Raw genomic sequence first — 17,035 nt, 5'->3', positions numbered from 1 at the left:
ATTCACATCACATGACCGCAAGAAAGAGGTGGGCGGATGATCGCCGCCACGCACGCCACCAAGAGGGTCGCTGTCGGTGTCATCGCCGCGGCCCTGGCCGTCGGAGCCGCGGGCTGCTCCTCGGCTCCCGGCCCGGCCAAGCCGGGTGCCCCCGGCGGGCAGGGAGCCGCCGCCCCCAACCTCGCGCCCCATCTGATCGGGGACGGCTCCACCGCGTACACCGGACCCCAGCCGCACCTGCTCAAGGCCCAGAAGCTGAAACCGGGGCAGCAGCCGCCGCAGTTCGTGGTGTTCTCCTGGGACGGCGCCGGCGAGGACAGCCAGAAGCTCTTCTCGCACTTCCGCCAGGTCGCCAAGGAGTCCAACGCGACCATGACGTACTTCCTGAGCGGCGTGTACTTGCTGCCCGATGCCAAGGCGAGCCTGTACACCGCGCCCAAGCACTCCGCGGGCCTGTCCGACATCGGTTTCAATGACGACAAGGGCATCAGGGACACCGTGACCCAGCTGCGCGCCGCGTGGCGGGAGGGCAACGAGATCGGCACCCACTTCAACGGCCACTTCTGCGGGCCCGAGGGCGGCGTCGGCACCTGGTCGGTGGACGAGTGGAAGAGCGAGATCGCGCAGGCCAAGTCCTTTGTGAAGAACTGGAAGACGAACTCCGGCATGAAGGCGGAGGCACCGCTCCCGTTCGACTACGACAAGGAGCTCATCGGCGGCCGCACCCCGTGTCTGGAGGGACGCAAGAACTTCGTGGCGGCCGCCGGCCAGTTGGGCTTCCGCTACGACACCAGCGCCGTCAACGACCAGGTGTGGCCGAAGAAGAACGACAACGGCGTCTGGGACCTGTCGATGCAGCTGGTGCCGGTACCGGGCCGCGGCTTCGAGACGCTGTCCATGGACTACAACTTCTACATGAACCAGTCCAACGCGATGACCGGTGACGCCGATCAGCACGAGTACTGGGGCAACCAGATGCGCGACGGCCTCCTCCAGGCCTTCGTCCGCTCCTACGAGGGCAACCGCGCCCCGCTGATCATCGGCAACCACTTCGAGTCCTGGAACGGCGGCGCCTACATGCGCGCCGTCGAGGACACCATCCGGACGGTGTGCGTGAAGAGCGACGTCCAGTGCGTCTCGTTCCGGGAGCTCGCCGACTGGCTGGACGCCCAGGACCCGGCCGTGCTCGCCAAGTTCAACTCGCTGAAGGTCGGCGAGGCGCCCAAGGGCGGCTGGGCAGCCCTGGAGGCCGCCCGGCCCGCCGCCCCCGCGACGCCCCTCGCCCCGCTGAAGCCCGCGGTGCCCGAGCCCGCCGTCAGGCAGGCTGCGGCTCACTGACGTCGGCGATCAGCCCCTCGCTCAGCACGAAGGCGGGGTCGACCTGCGCGGCCAGGTCGGCCCCGGTCTTCGCGTTGCCCCAGCTCTCCGCGTTCTTCAGATGGAAGTGCACCATCTGCCGCGTGTAGCGCCCCCAGTCCCGGTTTTCGTACGAATCGTCCGCCGCGTTCTGGAGCGTCTGCAGGGCGAGCCGGTTGTCGGCCTCCAGGAGCTCGAAGCGGGGCGGACGGCCCTTCTCCATGGCGCGGACCCAGTCGGAGTGGCCCACCGTCACCAGGAGGTCGTCGCCGACCTCGGCGCGAAGGAAGTCCACGTCGTCCTGGCCCTGCACCTTGTTGCCGACGACCTTGAGCGCGACTCCGTAGTCCCGGGCGTACTCCTTGTACTGGCGGTAGACGGAGACTCCCTTCCGGGTCGGCTCGGCCACCAGGAAGGTCATGTCGAAGCGCGTGAACATGCCGGAGGCGAACGAGTCCGACCCCGCGGTCATGTCGACGACGACGTACTCGTCCACCCCGTCCACCAGGTGGTTCAGGCACAGTTCGACCGCGCCGACCTTCGAGTGGTAGCAGGCGACGCCCAGGTCGGACTCGGTGAACGGGCCGGTCGCCATCAGCCGGATGTCCCCGTCGTCGAGGACGACCCGGCGCGCGCACGCCTCGTACACCGGGTTCGCCTCGCGCACCCTGAGCAGCCGGGAGCCGTGGCCCGGCGGTGTCGTCTTGATCATCGTTTCGGTGGAGGCGATCCGCGGGTTGGTGCCGCGCAGGTACTCCTTGATGAGCGGAAGGTGCGCGCCCATCGCGGGCAGGGCCGCGGCCTCCTCCTCGTCGAGCCCGAGCGCGGCCCCGAGGTGCTGGTTGATGTCGGCGTCGACCGCGACGACGGCGGCCTCGTTGGCGGTGAGGTGACGGATGAAGAGCGAGGACAGCGTGGTTTTGCCGCTGCCGCCCTTCCCCACGAAAGCGATCTTCATGTTCACCAAGGGTAATTGCATGGTGGCGGTATGTATGCATGTCGAGTGATGAAGACCACTCGAAGGTGGGGCGCGGCTTGTGGACGCGTAGCCTCCTTACCTATGAGTACGAACGCCGCTGACCCTCTTGTCGCCCTCGGTGGGCTGCCGGGCGTCCCGGACGCCGTGGACTCCATGCGCAAGGCTGTGGACCGGGTCTACGGGCACCGTGTGATGCGGCGCCGCAGCAACGAGATCACTTCGGAAGCGGCGCTGCGCGGGGCCCGCGGCAGTGCCGCCCTGTCCGGCGCGGACTGGGCGCTCGAAGAGGTGCGGCGGCGGACCGACTTCGGCAGCGAGCCCGAGGCGCGCACCGTCGGCGCCGCGCTGCGGCTGACCGCCGAGGCGGGCCAACTCCTGTCCATCTGGCGCCAGTCGCCCCTGCGGGTGCTTGCCCGGCTGCACCTGGTCGCGGCCGCGGACTCCAGTGACGCGGTCGGCCGGCCGCGCCAGCGCGGCGAAGCCGTCGACGAGCCGCTCATCGAACTCCCGCTGCCGGAGGCGGACGAGGTCGCCGGCCGCCTCGAAGGCCTCTCCCGGCTGATCATCGCGGGTGGCTCGGCCCCGGCCCTGGTGACCGCCGCCATCGTGCACGGCGAACTCCTCGCGCTGCGGCCCTTCACCTCGCACAACGGACTCGTCGCGCGCACCGCCGAGCGGATCGTGCTGATCGGCAGTGGCCTGGACCCGAAGGCGATCTGCCCGGCCGAGGTCGGCCATGCGGAGCTGGGGCGGGCGGCCTATGCGGCGGCGCTCGACGGCTACGCCTCGGGGACCCCGCAGGGCATGGCGGCCTGGATCGCCCACTGCGGCAAGGCGGTCGAGCTGGGCGTGCGCGAGTCGACGGCGGTGTGCGAGGCGCTCCAGCGCGGCGCCGCGTAGGCGAAGCGTCCGGCCCCATCGTTTCGCGGCGGGCGCCCGGTTCACGGTTCTTCGCGGACCGAAGTCGTACATTTCGTACGGGAAAAGGGTTGCGGCGGTATCGATGTCCGATACCGCCGCTGGCATGTCCACCGTGTTACCAAGCGTCCTCGAATGTTGCCCATCAGGCCGGGATTCTCTGCCCGTTCACCTGGTGCGGCTGGCCCGTAATCGACGGGTCGACGTCGCGTGGGTGCTCGATGTTCATGCTCGGTCCGTGGGGCCTTTATTGCGTAGAAGGTGATCCTCTCGGATGTCCCAGGTCTCGCGGGCCGTTGAGTCCTTTCTACTCCCGTACGGCGAGAAGCGAAACCCCTCACCACAGTTCTTTACTTTTAGGTTCAAATAGGGGCGAAACGGACGTCTGCTTTCATGTGTGCTCGACAGGCGCGCCCTTCGAGCAGGTTTGCGCGACGCCTCAGGCAGAGTCGCAGCCACGTCGGCGGCTGGCATACCAGACGAGACCGGCGGTCGCCGCGGCCGCGCCGACCGCGGCCGCGACCAGCAGCGCCGAGCGGGGCGGCATCTTGATGGCGGGCAGCCGTTGCTTGAGGCTGACCGGCTTATTGAAGACGAGAACCGGCCATTCCCGGGCGGTCGCTTCGCGGCGTAGCGCCCGGTCCGGATTGACGGCGTAGGGGTGGCCGACCGACTCCAGCATCGGGACATCGGTCGCCGAGTCGCTGTAGGCGTAGCAGCGGGCCAGGTCGTATCCCTCGGACTCGGCCAACTCCTTGACGGCCTCGGCCTTGGTCGGCCCATAGGCGTAGTACTCGACGTCCCCCGTGAAGCAGCCGTCGTCGCCGACCACCATTCTGGTGGCCACCACCCGGTCCGCGCCGAGCAGTTCGCCGATCGGCTCGACGACCTCGGCGCCGGACGTCGACACGATGACCACGTCGCGGCCGGCGGCGTGGTGCTCCTCGATGAGCGAGGCGGCCTCGTCGTAGATGATCGGGTCGATCAGATCGTGCAGGGTCTCGGCGACGATCTCCTTGACCTGCTGTACGTTCCAGCCCTTGCAGAGGGCGGACAGATACTCGCGCATCCGCTCCATCTGATCGTGGTCGGCGCCACCGGCGAGGAATACGAACTGCGCGTACGCAGTGCGCAGTACGGCGCGGCGGTTGATCAGTCCTCCTTGATAGAAGGACTTGCTGAAGGTCAGCGTCGACGACTTGGCAATGACTGTCTTGTCCAAGTCGAAGAAGGCGGCGGTACGCGGCAACGAGTGGTTTTCCACGAGCCCGAGCATAGGCGCCCACCATTCGGCGTAAGCTGAGGCGCGTGGGTTTGCCTGAGAAGGCTCTCGGGTACACCATGGAAGTCACGGATCGTTCGCGACCGTGCTAACCCGGTCCGACTCCTCCCCCCCCGAGTCGGCCGTGGGGACGACCCCCGCTCTCCCCCCCGGCGGGGGTCGTCGCATGTCCGGATGCGTTTTCGGCCCTTGGATCCGATCGTCGTCCCCCTCTCTCCACCCCGCGCCCGGCGCTGTCCCACACCCGAGATTCGTCACTGTGCGTAGTGGTTGCGCTGCGCTCCGGAAGTCACTGGTATAGGTGAACGGGATATTCACAACGCGGATAGTTGTCCACAGATTTTGATCAAGATCCACATTATTTCGAGTCTCCCTCCACGGTGATTCAAGTTCGCGAAGAACGCGGACGCAGGAATCGGAGTGAGAGGGGGCGGAAATCGTGGACGGAGTCATGGCTTCCGACCGGCCGCCGGGCGCGGAGGGGCGGCGCGGCGGACCGCTGATCGTGACCGAGGACGAGGAACTGCTCGACGATCTGCTGCGGCTGTGCGCCGCGGCCGGCACCGAGCCCGAGGTGTGCCACGGCGTGCCCGACCGCAGGGGCGGCTGGGAGAGCGCACCACTGATCCTGGTCGGCGACGACGCCGCTCCCCGGCTGCTCGGTTCGGCCCGCAGGCGCGGAGTGCTCCTGGTGGGCCGGGACCAGGACGACCCCGGCGTGTGGCAGGCGGCCGTCGAGCTCGGCGCGGACCATGTGCTGCGGCTGCCCGACGCCGAACCGTGGCTCGTCGACCGGATCGCCGACGCCGCCGAAGGCGTGGGGCGCCCGGCCCTGACCGTCGGGGTGATCGGCGGCCGGGGCGGCGCCGGGGCCTCGACGCTGGCCTGCGCCCTCGCGGTCACCGCCGCACGCTCCGGGCAGCGCACCATGCTGATCGACGGCGACCCGCTCGGCGGCGGCCTCGACGTGCTGCTCGGCGGAGAGCAGGCCGATGGCCGCAGGTGGCCGGATTTCGCCGCTTCGCGGGGACGGGTCGCCGGAGGCGCCCTGGAGGAATCGCTGCCGCGGCTGCATCAGTTGAGGGTGCTGAGCTGGGACCGGGGGGACTCGGTGGTGATCCCGGGGGAGGCGATGCGCGCGGTGCTCGCGGCGGCCCGCCGCCGGGGCGGGGTGGTCGTCGTGGACCTGCCGCGCCGGGTCGACGACGCGGTGGTCGAGGCGCTCGCCCAGCTGGACCTGGGCCTTCTGGTGGTCCCGGCCGAGCTGCGCGCGGTGGCGGCGGCGAACCGGGTCGCCGCCTCCGTCGGCATGGTGCTGCGCGATCTGCGCGCGGTGGTACGGGGGCCGTACGCGTCCGGGCTCGACGAGCAGTGGGTGGCCGGCGCGCTGGGTCTGCCGCTCGCGGGCGAACTCCCCGTGGAGCCGGACCTGCTGGAGGCCCAGGAGGGCGGTGCGCCGCCGGGGAGCGCGCCACGCGGGCCACTGGCCAGATTCTGCGCGGCCTTCTGGGACCAGGCGCTGGCCGGCGGCCGCGCCGGGGGAGCGCTGTCATGAACGCGGTACGGGACGTGGGGCGGCCGCCCCTGGGCGCGCTGGGGCCGGCCGGTGGGGGGACACCCGTACGGGGCGCGGGGCCGCCTCTGCTCGACGCCGTGCGGCAGCGCCTCGCCGAGAGCGGGGCCGAGCCCACCCCGGCCAGGGTCGCAGCCGCGCTGCGCGCTCAGGGACGGCTGCTCGGGGATGCCGAAGTCCTCGGCGGGGCAGAGGAGTTGCGTTCCGAGCTGGTCGGAACCGGGCCGCTGGAGCCGCTGCTCGCCGATCCGGAGGTCACGGACGTGCTGGTCTCCGCGCCCGACCGGGTGTGGGTGGACCGGGGTGGCGGGCTCGAACTGACCGGGGTCCGCTTCGTCGACGCGGCAGCGGTGCGCCGGCTCGCCCAGCGCCTCGCCGCGGTGGCCGGACGCCGGCTCGACGACGCCCGGCCCTGGGTGGACGCCCGGCTGCCGGACGGGACCCGGATGCACGCCGTCCTGGAGCCGGTGGCCGTCGGCTCGGCCTGCCTCGCGCTGCGCGTGGTGCGGCCGAGGGCGTTCTCGCTGGCCGAACTCGCCGCGGCGGGCACGGTGCCGCCCGACGGCGAGCAACTGCTGCGGGCGCTGATCGAAGCCCGGGTGTCGTTCCTGGTGAGCGGCGGCACCGGCACCGGAAAGACCACGCTCCTGTCCACCCTGCTCGGCCTGGTCGGGAAGGGCGAACGGATCGTACTGGCCGAGGATTCGGCCGAGTTGAGGCCCGACCATCCACATGTGGTGCGCCTCGAAGCGCGGCCCGCCAACCAGGAGGGCGCAGGTCTGGTGACCCTGCGGGACCTGGTGCGCCAGGCCCTGCGGATGCGGCCGGACCGGCTGGTCGTGGGCGAGGTGCGGGGCGCCGAGGTGACCGATCTGCTGAGCGCTTTGAACACGGGCCATGAGGGAGGTTGTGGGACGGTTCATGCCAATTCCGCCGCCGATGTACCGGCGCGCCTCGAAGCGCTGGGCACGGCGGCCGGGCTCGACCGGGCCGCGCTGCACAGCCAGTTGGCGGCCGCGCTATCGGTGGTGGTCCATCTCGTACGCGACCGGGCCGGGCAGCGCCGGATCGCCGAGGTGCGCGTCCTGGAGCGGGACGCGGCGGGCTTGGTGGTGACGGTGCCCGCGCTGCGGTGGGGCGTGGCGGGGTTTGTGCGCGACTCGGGCTGGGAGCGGCTGCGGGCGCTGATCGGGGGTGCGTTGTGACGGATCTTCGGGTGGGGTTGCCCGCTTGGGCGGCGATGTGCGCGGGGGCGGCCGCATGGCTGTGGGTCGGGCGGGACCAGGGGGTGCGGCGGGCCCGGCTGATGTTCGCGGGAGCAGGAAGCGTCGCCGGAGGTGGTGCATTCGGGGCGTCGCCTCTCGGGCGGTGGGTCGAGGGTGTGCGGGGCCGGGCGCGGTGGCGGATGGAGTGGCTGTGTCTGCCGCTGGGGCTCGCGCTCGCCGTCCTGGGCGGATCGGTGCTGCCGTTGGTCGCCGGGGCGGTGGCGGTGCCCTTGGTGGGGCGGCGGCTGCGGGCCCGGGAGCGCGAGCGGGCCAGGGCGCGGCGGGCCGACGAGGTGATCGCCTGGTGCGCCGCGCTGGCGGGGGAGCTGCGAGCGGGCCGCCAGCCCGGCCAGGCGCTGGCCGCGGCCGCCCGGGACACGGCGGCCCTGGGCGCGGCGACGGCCCTTGTGGTGGCCGCCGCGAAGTTCGGCGGCGATGTGCCCGGGGCGCTGCGGGAGGCGGCCAGGGAGCCGGGCGCCGAGGGGCTCGCCGGGGTCGCCGCGTGCTGGCAGGTCGCGGTGGACGGCGGGGCGGGGCTCGCCTCCGGCCTGGAGCGCCTGGAGGGCGCGTTGCGGGCGGAGCGGGAGCAACAGGACGCGCTGAGCTCCGAGTTGGCGGGGCCGCGCACCACGGTGCTGTTGCTTGCGCTTCTGCCGGCGCTGGGGCTTGTGCTCGGCACGGCGATGGGCGCGAGCCCGTTGCGGGTGCTGCTGCACAGCGCGGCCGGGTTCGGGTGCCTGCTGGTGGCCGGGGTCCTGGAGGTTGCCGGGGTGTGGTGGGCGGCGCGGATCGTACGGGCCGGGGAGGGGCGATGAGCCCCTGGTCGCCGGAGGTTGTCCACAGGCTGGGGGTGGCGGTGGGGGCGGTCGCCCTCGCCCTGTGGACGGCGCTGGGGGTGGCGCGGCGCAGGGAGGAGCGCAAGGTGCGGCGCCGAATCGCCGCATTGCTGGCCCTTGAGGCGCTGACCGTGCCTTCGCGCCGGAACTGGATCCCGGCGTGGACGGCCCGCGCCAAGCGGTGGGGAACGCCGCTGGGGGTGCTGGCGGTCGGCTGTGTGCTGGTCGGCGGAGTCGCGGGCGTGCCGGCAGGCCTGGCGGCGGCGTACGGGGCCTGGGTCTGGGGGCGGCGCCGCCGGGCTCGGGGGGACGGGGACGGTGCGCGCCGGGCGGCGGCCCGTGAACTGCCGCTCGCCGCTGATCTGTTGGCGGCCTGTCTCGCGGCCGGGGCCGGGCCTCGCGAGGCGGCCGGGGCGGTCGGGGGCTCTCTGGAGGGGCCCGTCGGCGCCCGGCTCGGCCAGGTTGCCGCCGAACTGCGCATGGGCGGCGAACCGGCCGATGCGTGGGGGAGGTTGGGGGCGATGCCGGGCGCGGCCGAACTGGCTCGCTGCCTGGAGCGGGCCGCTTCGTCGGGGGCTCCCGCCGCGGGCCCCGTCGCGAGGGTCGCCGAGCGCTGCCGGGCCGAACGGACCCGGGAGGCGTCGGCCCGGGCCAGGCGCGCGGGCGTGCTGATCACCGGCCCACTGGGCCTCTGTTTCCTCCCGGCCTTCCTGGCGGCGGGGGTTGCCCCGGTGGTGATCGGGCTTGCGGGCGGGTTGCTCAGGCGGTGAAGGGGTTCACCTCGGTTCACCTCGCCGAGCCGCTCAGGCGCCTCGCTGGCGCCACACGGATGTCACTCAACACACGTACCAATCAAGGGAGTTGGGATTCATGAACGCGGTAATCGATCAGCGAGCCGGTGCGATGAAGCGGCGGATGCGGCTCTGGGGGCTTGCGTTGCGGCGCAGGGTGCGGGGGGACGCCGGAATGACGACCTCCGAGTACGCCGTGGGCACCCTCGCGGCCTGTGCCTTCGCGGCGATCCTGTACAAGGTCGTCACCAGCGGCGGGGTCGTGTCGGCGCTGACCCAGCTGATCACCAGGGCGCTCGATGTGCAGTTCTGAGCGCCGCAGGCGGTGGCGGAAAGACCGGGGGTTTGTGACGGCGGAGACGGCTGTGGCGATCCCGGCCCTGGTGGGCTTCGCGCTGGCACTGCTCTGGGCGCTGACGGCGGCCTCGGCGGAGATCCGCTGCGTGGACGCGGCCAGGGCCGGGGCCCGCGCGGTGGCCCGTTCCGAGCCGGAGGCCGTGGCGGTGGCGGCGGCCAAGTCGGCGGCGCCGAAGGGTGCCGTGGTCACGGTGTGGCGGACCGGGGAGCTGTGGCGGGTCCGGGTGGAGTCCGCCACGCCGGGGCCGCACCACCTGGCCATGACGCTGAGCGCGGAGGCCGCGGCACTGGCCGAGGACACGGTGGGGGAGGTCTCGTGAACCGGCGATTACGAGGTCTCACGAAGTGGTGGGCGCGAGGTCCCGCGCGACGACTGGGCCGGGCCCTGCTGGACCGATGTGCACAGGGCCGGAGTTGTGCCGACCGGGGCTCCGCCACCGTATGGGTGGCGCTGACGGCCGCCACGATGTGTGCCGTGTTCGCGGCCGTGCTGTGCCTCGGCCAGGCGGTGGCCGCCCGGCACCGGGCCGGCGGGGCCGCCGACCTGGCCGCGCTCGCGGCGGCCGACCGGGCCCTGTGGGGCTCGCCGGACGCCTGCGCCAAGGCCGTCGAGGTGGCCCGGGCCCAGGGCGCGGAGCTGGTGCGCTGCACGGTGGCCGGAGAGATCGCGGACGTACGGGTGCGGGCGAGGTTCGGCCCGTACGCGCCGAGCGTCAGGGCCCGGGCGGGGCCGTCCCCGGCTGTTCCGGGGCTTCCCGCAGCAGTTCCGTGAGGAGGCGGACGGCGCCCCGCTTGTGCAGGGGGTCGTTGCCGTTGCCGCACTTGGGCGACTGGATGCAGGACGGGCAGCCGGCCTCGCACTCGCAGGACGCGATCGCCTCGCGGGTCGCGGTCAGCCAGCGCGCGGCGGTGTGGAAGGCGCGCTCGGCGAATCCGGCGCCGCCCGGGTTCCCGTCGTACACGAAGACCGTGGGCAGCAGGGTGTCCGGGTGCAGCGGGACGGAGACGCCCCCGATGTCCCAGCGGTCGCAGGTGGCGAAGAGCGGCAGCATCCCGATGGAGGCGTGCTCGGCGGCGTGCAGGGCGCCGCCGAGGATCTCCGGGTTGATGCGGGCGGCGTCGAGCTGGTCCTCGGTGACCGTCCACCACACGGCCCGGGTGCGCAGGGTGCGGGGCGGCAGGTCGAGCTTCGTCTCGCCAAGCACCTCGCCGGTGATCAGTTTGCGGCGCAGGAAGGAGACGACCTGGTTGGTGACCTCGACGGAGCCGTAGCAGAGGCGGCCGGCTCCCCACGGGATCTCGGTGTCGGTGGACAGGACGGAGATGGAGGTGGTGTCCCTGGCGACGGTCGAATAGGGCGGGCTCGCCTCCTCGACGAGGGCGGCGGAGTCCTCCAGGTCCAGGTGCTTCACCAGGTACGTACGGCCCTGGTGGAGGTGGACGGCGCCGTCGTGGACGGTGGTGTGGGCGGCGGACGCGTCGACCGTGCCGAGCAGCCGTCCCGTCGAGGCCTCGACGATCTGGACCGGGCGGCCGCCACCGCCCCGGATGTCGGTGAGGTCGGCGGCCCGCTCGCGGCGGGTCCAGAACCATCCGTTGCTGCGGCGTCGGAGCAGGCCCGCCTGCTCCAGCTGCGGCATGAGCTCAGGGCTCGCGGGGCCGAACAGCTCCAGGTCGGCCTCGGTGAGCGGGAGTTCGGCCGCCGCCGCACACAGATGGGGGGCCAGGACGTACGGGTTGTCCGGGTCGAGCACGGTGGACTCGACGGGCTGCTGGAACAGCGCCTCGGGGTGGTGGACGAGGTAGGTGTCCAGCGGGTCGTCGCGGGCGATCAGAACGGCCAGGGCGCCCTGGCCCGAGCGCCCGGCCCGGCCCGCCTGCTGCCACAGCGAGGCCCGGGTGCCCGGGTAGCCCGCGATCAGTACGGCGTCGAGGCCGGAGACGTCGATGCCGAGTTCCAGGGCGGTGGTGGCGGCCAGGCCCAGGAGCTCGCCGGAGTGCAGGGCCTGCTCCAGGGCACGGCGCTCCTCGGGCAGGTAGCCGCCCCGGTAGGCCGCGACGCGCCGGGCGAGGGTCCGGTCGACCTCGTACAGGCGCTCCTGGGTGATGACGGAGATGAGTTCGGCGCCGCGCCGGGAGCGGACGAAGGCGACCGTGCGGACCCCCTGCACGGCCAGGTCGGTGAGGAGGTCGGCGGTCTCGGCGATGGCGGTGCGGCGCACCGGGGCGCCCTTCTCGCCGGCCAGCTCGGTGAGCGGGGGCTCCCACAGGGCAAAGACCAGCTCGCCGCGCGGGGAGGCGTCGTCGGCGACCTCGACGACGGGCAGGCCGGTCAGGCGGCCCGCGGCCAGGGCGGGCTCGGCGGCCGTGGCGGAGGCGAGCAGGAACACCGGGTCGGCGCCGTAGCGGGCGCACAGGCGGCGAAGGCGGCGCAGGACCTGGGCGACGTGGGAGCCGAAGACGCCGCGGTAGGTGTGGCACTCGTCGATGACGACATAGCGCAGGGCGCGCAGGAAGGAGGCCCACCTGGGGTGGGAGGGCAGGATGCCCAGGTGCAGCATGTCCGGATTGGTGAGGACGTAATTGGCGTACTGGCGTACCCATTCGCGTTCCTCGACCGGGGTGTCGCCGTCGTACACGGCGGGCCGGATCGCGTTGCCCAGCGGGGCCGCGAGGGCCTTCACCGAGCGGCGCTGATCGGCGGCCAGGGCCTTGGTCGGGGCGAGGTAGAGGGCGGTCGCGCCGCGGCCGTTGGGGGCCTCGGAGCCGTCCAGGAGCGTGCTGAGGACGGGTGCCAGGTAGGCCAGCGACTTGCCGGAGGCGGTGCCGGTGGCGATCACGACCGACTCGCCGTTCAGGGCGTGCTCGGCGGCGGCGGCCTGATGGGCCCAGGGGTGCTCGACGCCGGCGTCCTGAATGGCGTTGATCACTTCCGGGCGGATGAGGTGCGGCCAGACTGCATGACGGCCCGCACGCGGGGGCAAGTGCTCCGTATGAGTGATGCGCGCAGCCCGGTCGGCCCCTGCGGCGAGCCGGTCGAGGACCGTGCCGGGGTCGGGTCGTTCACCCGTGCTGTCGGCGGGTGTTCTGGGGCGGTGATTCCTGGCCATCGGCACCGAGTGTGTCACTGGCGTAGCGGACAATGGTCCCAAGGCGTCGTGCATGGCTGCTGGTAAGTGATTGAATGCCATCGCGGCTGGCGATCCGTTCTCTGGCTCCGCCGGGGAGACTCAGGGGGCGGCCGCTCGATAGCAAGGTGCTGGAGGATCCGTGGACCTGTCCCTGTCGACTCGCAATGTGTCCGGCCCTGGTGGCGACCGTACGGTCGTCGAGGTCGGTGGCGAGATTGATGTGTATACCGCGCCCAAGCTGCGCGAGCAGTTGGTCGAGTTGGTGAACGACGGCAGCTACCACCTGGTTGTCGACATGGAGGGCGTGGACTTCCTCGACTCCACCGGCCTGGGTGTGCTCGTCGGTGGGCTCAAGCGCGTGCGCGCGCACGAGGGCTCGCTGCGCCTGGTCTGCAACCAGGAGCGCATTTTGAAGATCTTCCGGATCACCGGGCTCACCAAGGTGTTCCCGATCCACGGCTCGGTCGACGAGGCCGTCAACGCGACCGACTGACGGTGGCCGTCCGCGGACGGCTCCGGAGGAAGGACAGGGGCGCCGGGCGGCACTTTGGCCCGGGGCCCCTGAGATGTACGCCCGTACGTTCGAGGGGGATCGCCAATGGCCACCGTTGAACTCCGTTTCAGTGCCCAGCCCGAGCATGTCAGGACGGCCCGTCTGGTGGCGGCCGCCGTGGCGCGCCGGGCCGGGGTCGACGAGGCAGTGCTCGACGAGGTCAGACTCGCCGTCGGCGAGGCGTGCAGCCGTGCTGTGGGGCTGCACCGCTCGCACGGCATCGATGCCCCTGTCCGCGTCGTCCTGACCGAGGAGGAGAAGCTGTTCTCCATTGAGGTCGGCGACGAGGTGCCGGGGTCGGGCGGCGGCGCTTCGGCGGTGCCGGGGGTGCGCGGATCGGCCCCCGACGACGAGCTCGACGACGGCGCGGAGGACGAAATGGGCCTCGCTGTCATCAGTGGGCTTGTGGACGATGTGGAGGTCACCTCCGGCGAGTCCGGTGGTGTCATCCGGATGAGCTGGCCCACCACACCGGCCACGTTGCTTCCCTGATCCACTTCTTTTCGATATTGGGACGGGCCCTGCTGAGCAGGGCCTTTTTCATTTCTTGAGCCAGATTTCGGGGTCCCGTACCTAGATCGCCGATCAAGCGTCAATGCGTTTGCCCCATTACCGCTTTCGGGGGCTTTCTCGTGACCGGATCTCTCTCTGATGAGCCGATGAAGGTCAATTCCATTTGCGGCGCCCTGTTTTGATCGTGTTCCGCTACCTACAATCCGTCCACATCTTGAGCTCTGAGCGTCAAGGAGGACGAATGGCGGGGCTCTTCAACCCAACGGAACTCGACCACCCCACATCCCTAGCTGCCGCGGTCCTGACCGACGGCAACCGGCTGATCGTGATCGTCATCGCGGCTGTCGCGCTGGCGGCCCTGATCGTGGCGCAATTGCTGGTGCGCCAGGTCCTCGCGGCCGGCGAGGGCACCGATTCGATGAAGAAGATCGCGGCCGCCGTTCAGGAAGGCGCAAATGCCTATCTGACCCGGCAGTTGCGCACCCTCGGCGTCTTCGCCGTCGTGGTGTTCTTCCTGCTGTTCCTGCTGCCGTCCGACAACTGGTCGCAGCGCGTAGGCCGTTCCGTGTTCTTCCTGATCGGCGCCGTCTTCTCGGCGACGACGGGATACATCGGGATGCGTCTCGCCGTGCGCGCGAATGTGCGCGTCGCGGCAGCCGCCCGAGAGGCGACTCCCGCGGAAGGCGAACCCGAAAAAGATCTCACCACGGTCTCCCACAAGGCCATGAAGATCGCTTTTCGTACCGGCGGCGTCGTCGGCATGTTCACGGTGGGCCTCGGCCTGCTCGGCGCCTCGGTCGTCGTGCTCGTGTACGCGGCCGACGCGCCCAAGGTCCTGGAGGGCTTCGGCCTCGGTGCGGCCCTGATCGCGATGTTCATGCGTGTCGGCGGCGGCATCTTCACCAAGGCGGCCGACGTCGGCGCCGACCTGGTCGGCAAGGTCGAACAGGGCATCCCCGAGGACGACCCGCGCAACGCCGCCACCATCGCGGACAACGTGGGCGACAACGTCGGCGACTGCGCCGGCATGGCGGCCGACCTGTTCGAGTCGTACGCCGTGACCCTGGTCGCGGCGCTGATCCTCGGCAAGGCGGCGTTCGGCGACTCGGGCCTCGCCTTCCCGCTGATCGTCCCGGCGATCGGCGTGGTCACCGCGATGATCGGCATCTTCGCGGTCGCCCCGCGGCGCGCCGACCGCAGCGGAATGTCGGCCATCAACCGCGGTTTCTTCATCTCCGCGGTGATCTCGCTGGCCCTGGTGGCCGTCGCGGTCTACGTCTACCTGCCGTCCTCGTACGCCAAGTTGAACGGCGTCACGGACGACGTGATCAAGACCCACAACGGCGACCCGCGGATCCTCGCGCTCGTCGCCGTCGCCATCGGCATCGTGCTCGCCGCGCTGATCCAGCAGCTGACGGGGTACTTCACCGAGACGACCCGGCGTCCCGTCCGGGACATCGGCAAGTCATCGCTCACCGGGCCCGCCACGGTCGTCCTGGCCGGTATCTCCATCGGGCTCGAATCGGCCGTCTACACCGCCCTGTTGATCGGTCTCGGCGTGTACGGGGCCTTCCTGCTCGGCGGCACCTCGGTCATGCTCGCGCTGTTCGCGGTGGCGCTGGCCGGCACCGGTCTGCTCACCACGGTCGGCGTGATCGTCGCCATGGACACGTTCGGCCCGGTCTCCGACAACGCCCAGGGCATCGCGGAGATGTCCGGCGACGTCCAGGGAGCGGGCGCCCAGGTGCTCACCGACCTGGACGCCGTGGGCAACACCACCAAGGCCATCACCAAGGGCATCGCGATCGCCACCGCCGTACTCGCGGCAGCGGCGCTCTACGGCTCCTTCAAGGACGCCATCGGGACGGCCGTCAACGACGTCCACGCCAAGGCGACCGAGCTCACCTTGAGCATGGACATCTCACAGCCCAACAACCTGGTCGGGCTGATGCTGGGCGCGGCGGTCGTCTTCCTCTTCTCGGGGCTCGCGATCAACGCCGTGTCCCGGTCGGCCGGTTCGGTGGTCTTCGAGGTGCGGCGGCAGTTCCGCGAGCACCCGGGGATCATGGACTACACCGAGCAGCCGGAGTACGGGCGAGTCGTCGACATCTGCACGAAGGACGCGCTCCGCGAGCTGGCAACCCCCGGCCTGCTCGCGGTGCTCGCGCCCATCGCGGTCGGCTTCACCCTCGGTGTCGGAGCCCTCGGCTCCTACCTCGCGGGCGCGATCGGCACCGGCACGCTGATGGCGGTCTTCCTCGCCAACTCGGGCGGCGCCTGGGACAACGCCAAGAAGCTGGTCGAGGACGGCCACTTCGGCGGCAAGGGCAGCGAGGCCCACGCCGCCACCGTCATCGGCGACACCGTCGGCGACCCCTTCAAGGACACCGCGGGCCCCGCGATCAACCCGCTGCTCAAGGTGATGAACCTGGTGGCACTCCTGATCGCGCCGGCCATCGTGAAGTTCTCCTACGGAGGCGATGCGAACCCGGCCGTACGAGGGATCGTGGCGGCGCTCGCCATCATCGTCATCGTCGGCGCGGTGTACGTCTCGAAGCGGCGCGGCGTGGCCGTGGGTGACGACGGCAACAACGAGCGGGTCGCGAAGTCGGCGGACCCGGCGGTGGTTTCGTAGCCGTACGTGCAGCAAGGGACGGGCGGACGGTGGGGTTTGACACACCGTCTGCCCGTTCTGCTTGGTGCAAATGGCTTCAATAGGGGGCAGACTGCACGGACGGCAAGCGTTTGTCGCCCACTTGGCGTGTATGTTCCGGGGCCGAGAGCCTTGGAAGGGACCAAACCGGTGAACAAGAAGCTTGCGGCCGCACTGTCCGGCGGTGCGGTACTGATGCTGACGTTGTCGGGCTGCAGCGACGACTCCAACAAGAAGGTCGACGACTGGGCGAAGACCTTCTGCAACACGGCCCAGCCCCAGTTCAAGAAGATCACCGACGCGAACGCCGCCATCCAGGCGCAGACGCGTGACGACAGCAAGCCGGCCGACGTGCAGAAGACCGACTCGGCCGCCTTCCAGCAGATCTCGGACGCCTACAAGGCGCTGGGCGCGGCCGTCGACAAGGCCGGAGCTCCGCCGGTCAAGGACGGCGCCACCACCCAGCAGGAGGCCGTCAAGGAATTGAACGCCTCCTCCGTGTCGTACGCGAACCTCAAGAAGAAGGTCGACGCGCTCAACGCCGGCGACCAGGCGGCGTTCGCCAAGGGCCTGGAGGACATCGCGACCGAGCTCGGCAAGATCAGCTCGACGGGTGACGCCTCCCTGAAGAAGCTGGAGTCCGGCGACATCGGCAAGGCCATGCAGAAGCAGCCCGGCTGCCAGAAGCAGACGCCGTCCTCCCCCGCGCCCTCGGCGTCGGGCGCGGGCGCACCGGCCGCGTCGCCCTCGGGCTCCGCATCGCCTTCCGGCTCGGCCTCGGGCACCCCGAAGTCGTAACCCGCATGTGCCCTCGATCGTGGCCCGGAC

General features: G+C 71.2%; 16 protein-coding genes. 13 read left to right on the top strand and 3 right to left on the bottom strand.

Annotation, left to right across the window (positions count from 1 at the left end; all coding sequences use genetic code 11):
- Positions 1-36: 36 nt before the first annotated feature.
- Entirely contained in the window at positions 37-1,338 is a 1,302-nt protein-coding gene (locus ADK54_RS25835; protein WP_053728108.1) for a hypothetical protein, read from the top strand.
- Here ADK54_RS25835 and ADK54_RS25830 read toward each other — a convergent pair.
- Positions 1,316-2,314, bottom strand: a complete 999-nt coding sequence (locus tag ADK54_RS25830) for an ATP-binding protein (protein ID WP_053728107.1) — start codon at positions 2,312-2,314, stop codon at positions 1,316-1,318. The genes ADK54_RS25835 and ADK54_RS25830 overlap by 23 nt on opposite strands.
- 102 nt (positions 2,315-2,416) lie before the next feature.
- Between ADK54_RS25830 and ADK54_RS25825 the strand changes: the two genes are divergently transcribed.
- The gene (locus ADK54_RS25825) at positions 2,417-3,235 is read left to right on the top strand and encodes a Fic family protein (protein WP_053728106.1); all 819 of its coding nucleotides are present in this window, start codon (positions 2,417-2,419) and stop codon (positions 3,233-3,235) included.
- Positions 3,236-3,692: 457 nt separating this feature from the next.
- Here ADK54_RS25825 and ADK54_RS25820 read toward each other — a convergent pair whose 3' ends face one another.
- A complete protein-coding gene (locus tag ADK54_RS25820; protein WP_053728105.1) occupies positions 3,693-4,529 on the bottom strand; it encodes an HAD family hydrolase in 837 nt (278 codons plus the stop codon).
- Positions 4,530-4,986: 457 nt separating this feature from the next.
- Between ADK54_RS25820 and ssd the strand changes: the two genes are divergently transcribed.
- The 7 genes from ssd to ADK54_RS25785 all read left to right on the top strand — a co-directional run bounded on the left by ssd (position 4,987) and on the right by ADK54_RS25785 (position 10,129).
- Positions 4,987-6,090, top strand: coding sequence for a septum site-determining protein Ssd (ssd, locus tag ADK54_RS25815; protein ID WP_159047900.1), 1,104 nt, complete (start codon positions 4,987-4,989; stop codon positions 6,088-6,090).
- Positions 6,087-7,313, top strand: a complete 1,227-nt coding sequence (locus ADK54_RS25810; RefSeq protein WP_078966620.1) for a TadA family conjugal transfer-associated ATPase — start codon at positions 6,087-6,089, stop codon at positions 7,311-7,313. The genes ssd and ADK54_RS25810 overlap by 4 nt, the downstream gene beginning before the upstream one ends.
- A 35-nt stretch (positions 7,314-7,348) precedes the next feature.
- Positions 7,349-8,188: a type II secretion system F family protein gene (locus tag ADK54_RS25805; RefSeq protein ID WP_053728139.1), complete on the top strand. Its 840-nt coding sequence runs from the start codon at positions 7,349-7,351 to the stop codon at positions 8,186-8,188.
- A complete protein-coding gene (locus ADK54_RS25800; RefSeq protein ID WP_053728138.1) occupies positions 8,185-8,979 on the top strand; it encodes a type II secretion system F family protein in 795 nt (264 codons plus the stop codon). Before ADK54_RS25805 ends, ADK54_RS25800 begins: the two co-directional genes overlap by 4 nt.
- Before the next feature lie 100 nt (positions 8,980-9,079).
- Positions 9,080-9,313: a DUF4244 domain-containing protein gene (locus tag ADK54_RS25795; RefSeq protein ID WP_053728103.1), complete on the top strand. Its 234-nt coding sequence runs from the start codon at positions 9,080-9,082 to the stop codon at positions 9,311-9,313.
- Between the two features lie 52 nt (positions 9,314-9,365).
- Positions 9,366-9,677 (top strand): TadE family type IV pilus minor pilin, encoded by a 312-nt coding sequence (locus tag ADK54_RS25790; protein ID WP_324610194.1) that lies wholly within the window; start codon positions 9,366-9,368, stop codon positions 9,675-9,677.
- 53 nt (positions 9,678-9,730) lie between these two features.
- Entirely contained in the window at positions 9,731-10,129 is a 399-nt protein-coding gene (locus ADK54_RS25785; RefSeq protein ID WP_324610195.1) for an Rv3654c family TadE-like protein, read from the top strand.
- Here the strand turns inward: ADK54_RS25785 and ADK54_RS25780 are convergent.
- Positions 10,071-12,548 (bottom strand): DEAD/DEAH box helicase, encoded by a 2,478-nt coding sequence (locus tag ADK54_RS25780; protein WP_078966616.1) that lies wholly within the window; start codon positions 12,546-12,548, stop codon positions 10,071-10,073. The genes ADK54_RS25785 and ADK54_RS25780 overlap by 59 nt on opposite strands.
- Before the next feature lie 79 nt (positions 12,549-12,627).
- Here ADK54_RS25780 and ADK54_RS25775 point away from each other — a divergent pair, with 79 nt between their 5' ends.
- The 4 genes from ADK54_RS25775 to ADK54_RS25760 all read left to right on the top strand — a co-directional run bounded on the left by ADK54_RS25775 (position 12,628) and on the right by ADK54_RS25760 (position 17,005).
- Positions 12,628-12,981 (top strand): STAS domain-containing protein, encoded by a 354-nt coding sequence (locus ADK54_RS25775; RefSeq protein WP_053728100.1) that lies wholly within the window; start codon positions 12,628-12,630, stop codon positions 12,979-12,981.
- Between the two features lie 105 nt (positions 12,982-13,086).
- On the top strand, positions 13,087-13,533 hold the full coding sequence (locus ADK54_RS25770; RefSeq protein WP_053728099.1) for an ATP-binding protein: 447 nt from the start codon (positions 13,087-13,089) through the stop codon (positions 13,531-13,533).
- A gap of 262 nt (positions 13,534-13,795) precedes the next feature.
- Complete coding sequence (locus tag ADK54_RS25765; RefSeq protein ID WP_053728098.1) at positions 13,796-16,189, top strand: sodium-translocating pyrophosphatase; 2,394 nt, start codon at positions 13,796-13,798, stop codon at positions 16,187-16,189.
- 168 nt (positions 16,190-16,357) lie between these two features.
- Positions 16,358-17,005: a hypothetical protein gene (locus tag ADK54_RS25760; protein ID WP_053728097.1), complete on the top strand. Its 648-nt coding sequence runs from the start codon at positions 16,358-16,360 to the stop codon at positions 17,003-17,005.
- The last annotated feature ends 30 nt before the right edge of the window (positions 17,006-17,035 follow it).

Source organism: Streptomyces sp. WM6378, from assembly GCF_001279695.1.
Classification (GTDB): domain Bacteria; phylum Actinomycetota; class Actinomycetes; order Streptomycetales; family Streptomycetaceae; genus Streptomyces.
Note: the sequence above shows the minus strand (reverse complement) of the source record. Positions and strands in the feature narration are given on the sequence as shown.

Coding starts and splice junctions, on each gene's coding strand:
- ADK54_RS25810 (WP_078966620.1), top strand. CDS start 6,087: ATGAACGCGGTACGGGACGTGGGGCGGCCGCCCCTGGGCGCGCTGGGG.
- ADK54_RS25820 (WP_053728105.1), bottom strand. CDS start 4,529: ATGCTCGGGCTCGTGGAAAACCACTCGTTGCCGCGTACCGCCGCCTTC.
- ADK54_RS25765 (WP_053728098.1), top strand. CDS start 13,796: ATGGCGGGGCTCTTCAACCCAACGGAACTCGACCACCCCACATCCCTA.
- ADK54_RS25835 (WP_053728108.1), top strand. CDS start 37: ATGATCGCCGCCACGCACGCCACCAAGAGGGTCGCTGTCGGTGTCATC.
- ADK54_RS25780 (WP_078966616.1), bottom strand. CDS start 12,548: ATGGCATTCAATCACTTACCAGCAGCCATGCACGACGCCTTGGGACCA.
- ADK54_RS25770 (WP_053728099.1), top strand. CDS start 13,087: ATGGCCACCGTTGAACTCCGTTTCAGTGCCCAGCCCGAGCATGTCAGG.
- ADK54_RS25795 (WP_053728103.1), top strand. CDS start 9,080: ATGAACGCGGTAATCGATCAGCGAGCCGGTGCGATGAAGCGGCGGATG.
- ADK54_RS25825 (WP_053728106.1), top strand. CDS start 2,417: ATGAGTACGAACGCCGCTGACCCTCTTGTCGCCCTCGGTGGGCTGCCG.
- ADK54_RS25800 (WP_053728138.1), top strand. CDS start 8,185: ATGAGCCCCTGGTCGCCGGAGGTTGTCCACAGGCTGGGGGTGGCGGTG.
- ADK54_RS25805 (WP_053728139.1), top strand. CDS start 7,349: ATGTGCGCGGGGGCGGCCGCATGGCTGTGGGTCGGGCGGGACCAGGGG.
- ssd (WP_159047900.1), top strand. CDS start 4,987: ATGGCTTCCGACCGGCCGCCGGGCGCGGAGGGGCGGCGCGGCGGACCG.
- ADK54_RS25830 (WP_053728107.1), bottom strand. CDS start 2,314: ATGAAGATCGCTTTCGTGGGGAAGGGCGGCAGCGGCAAAACCACGCTG.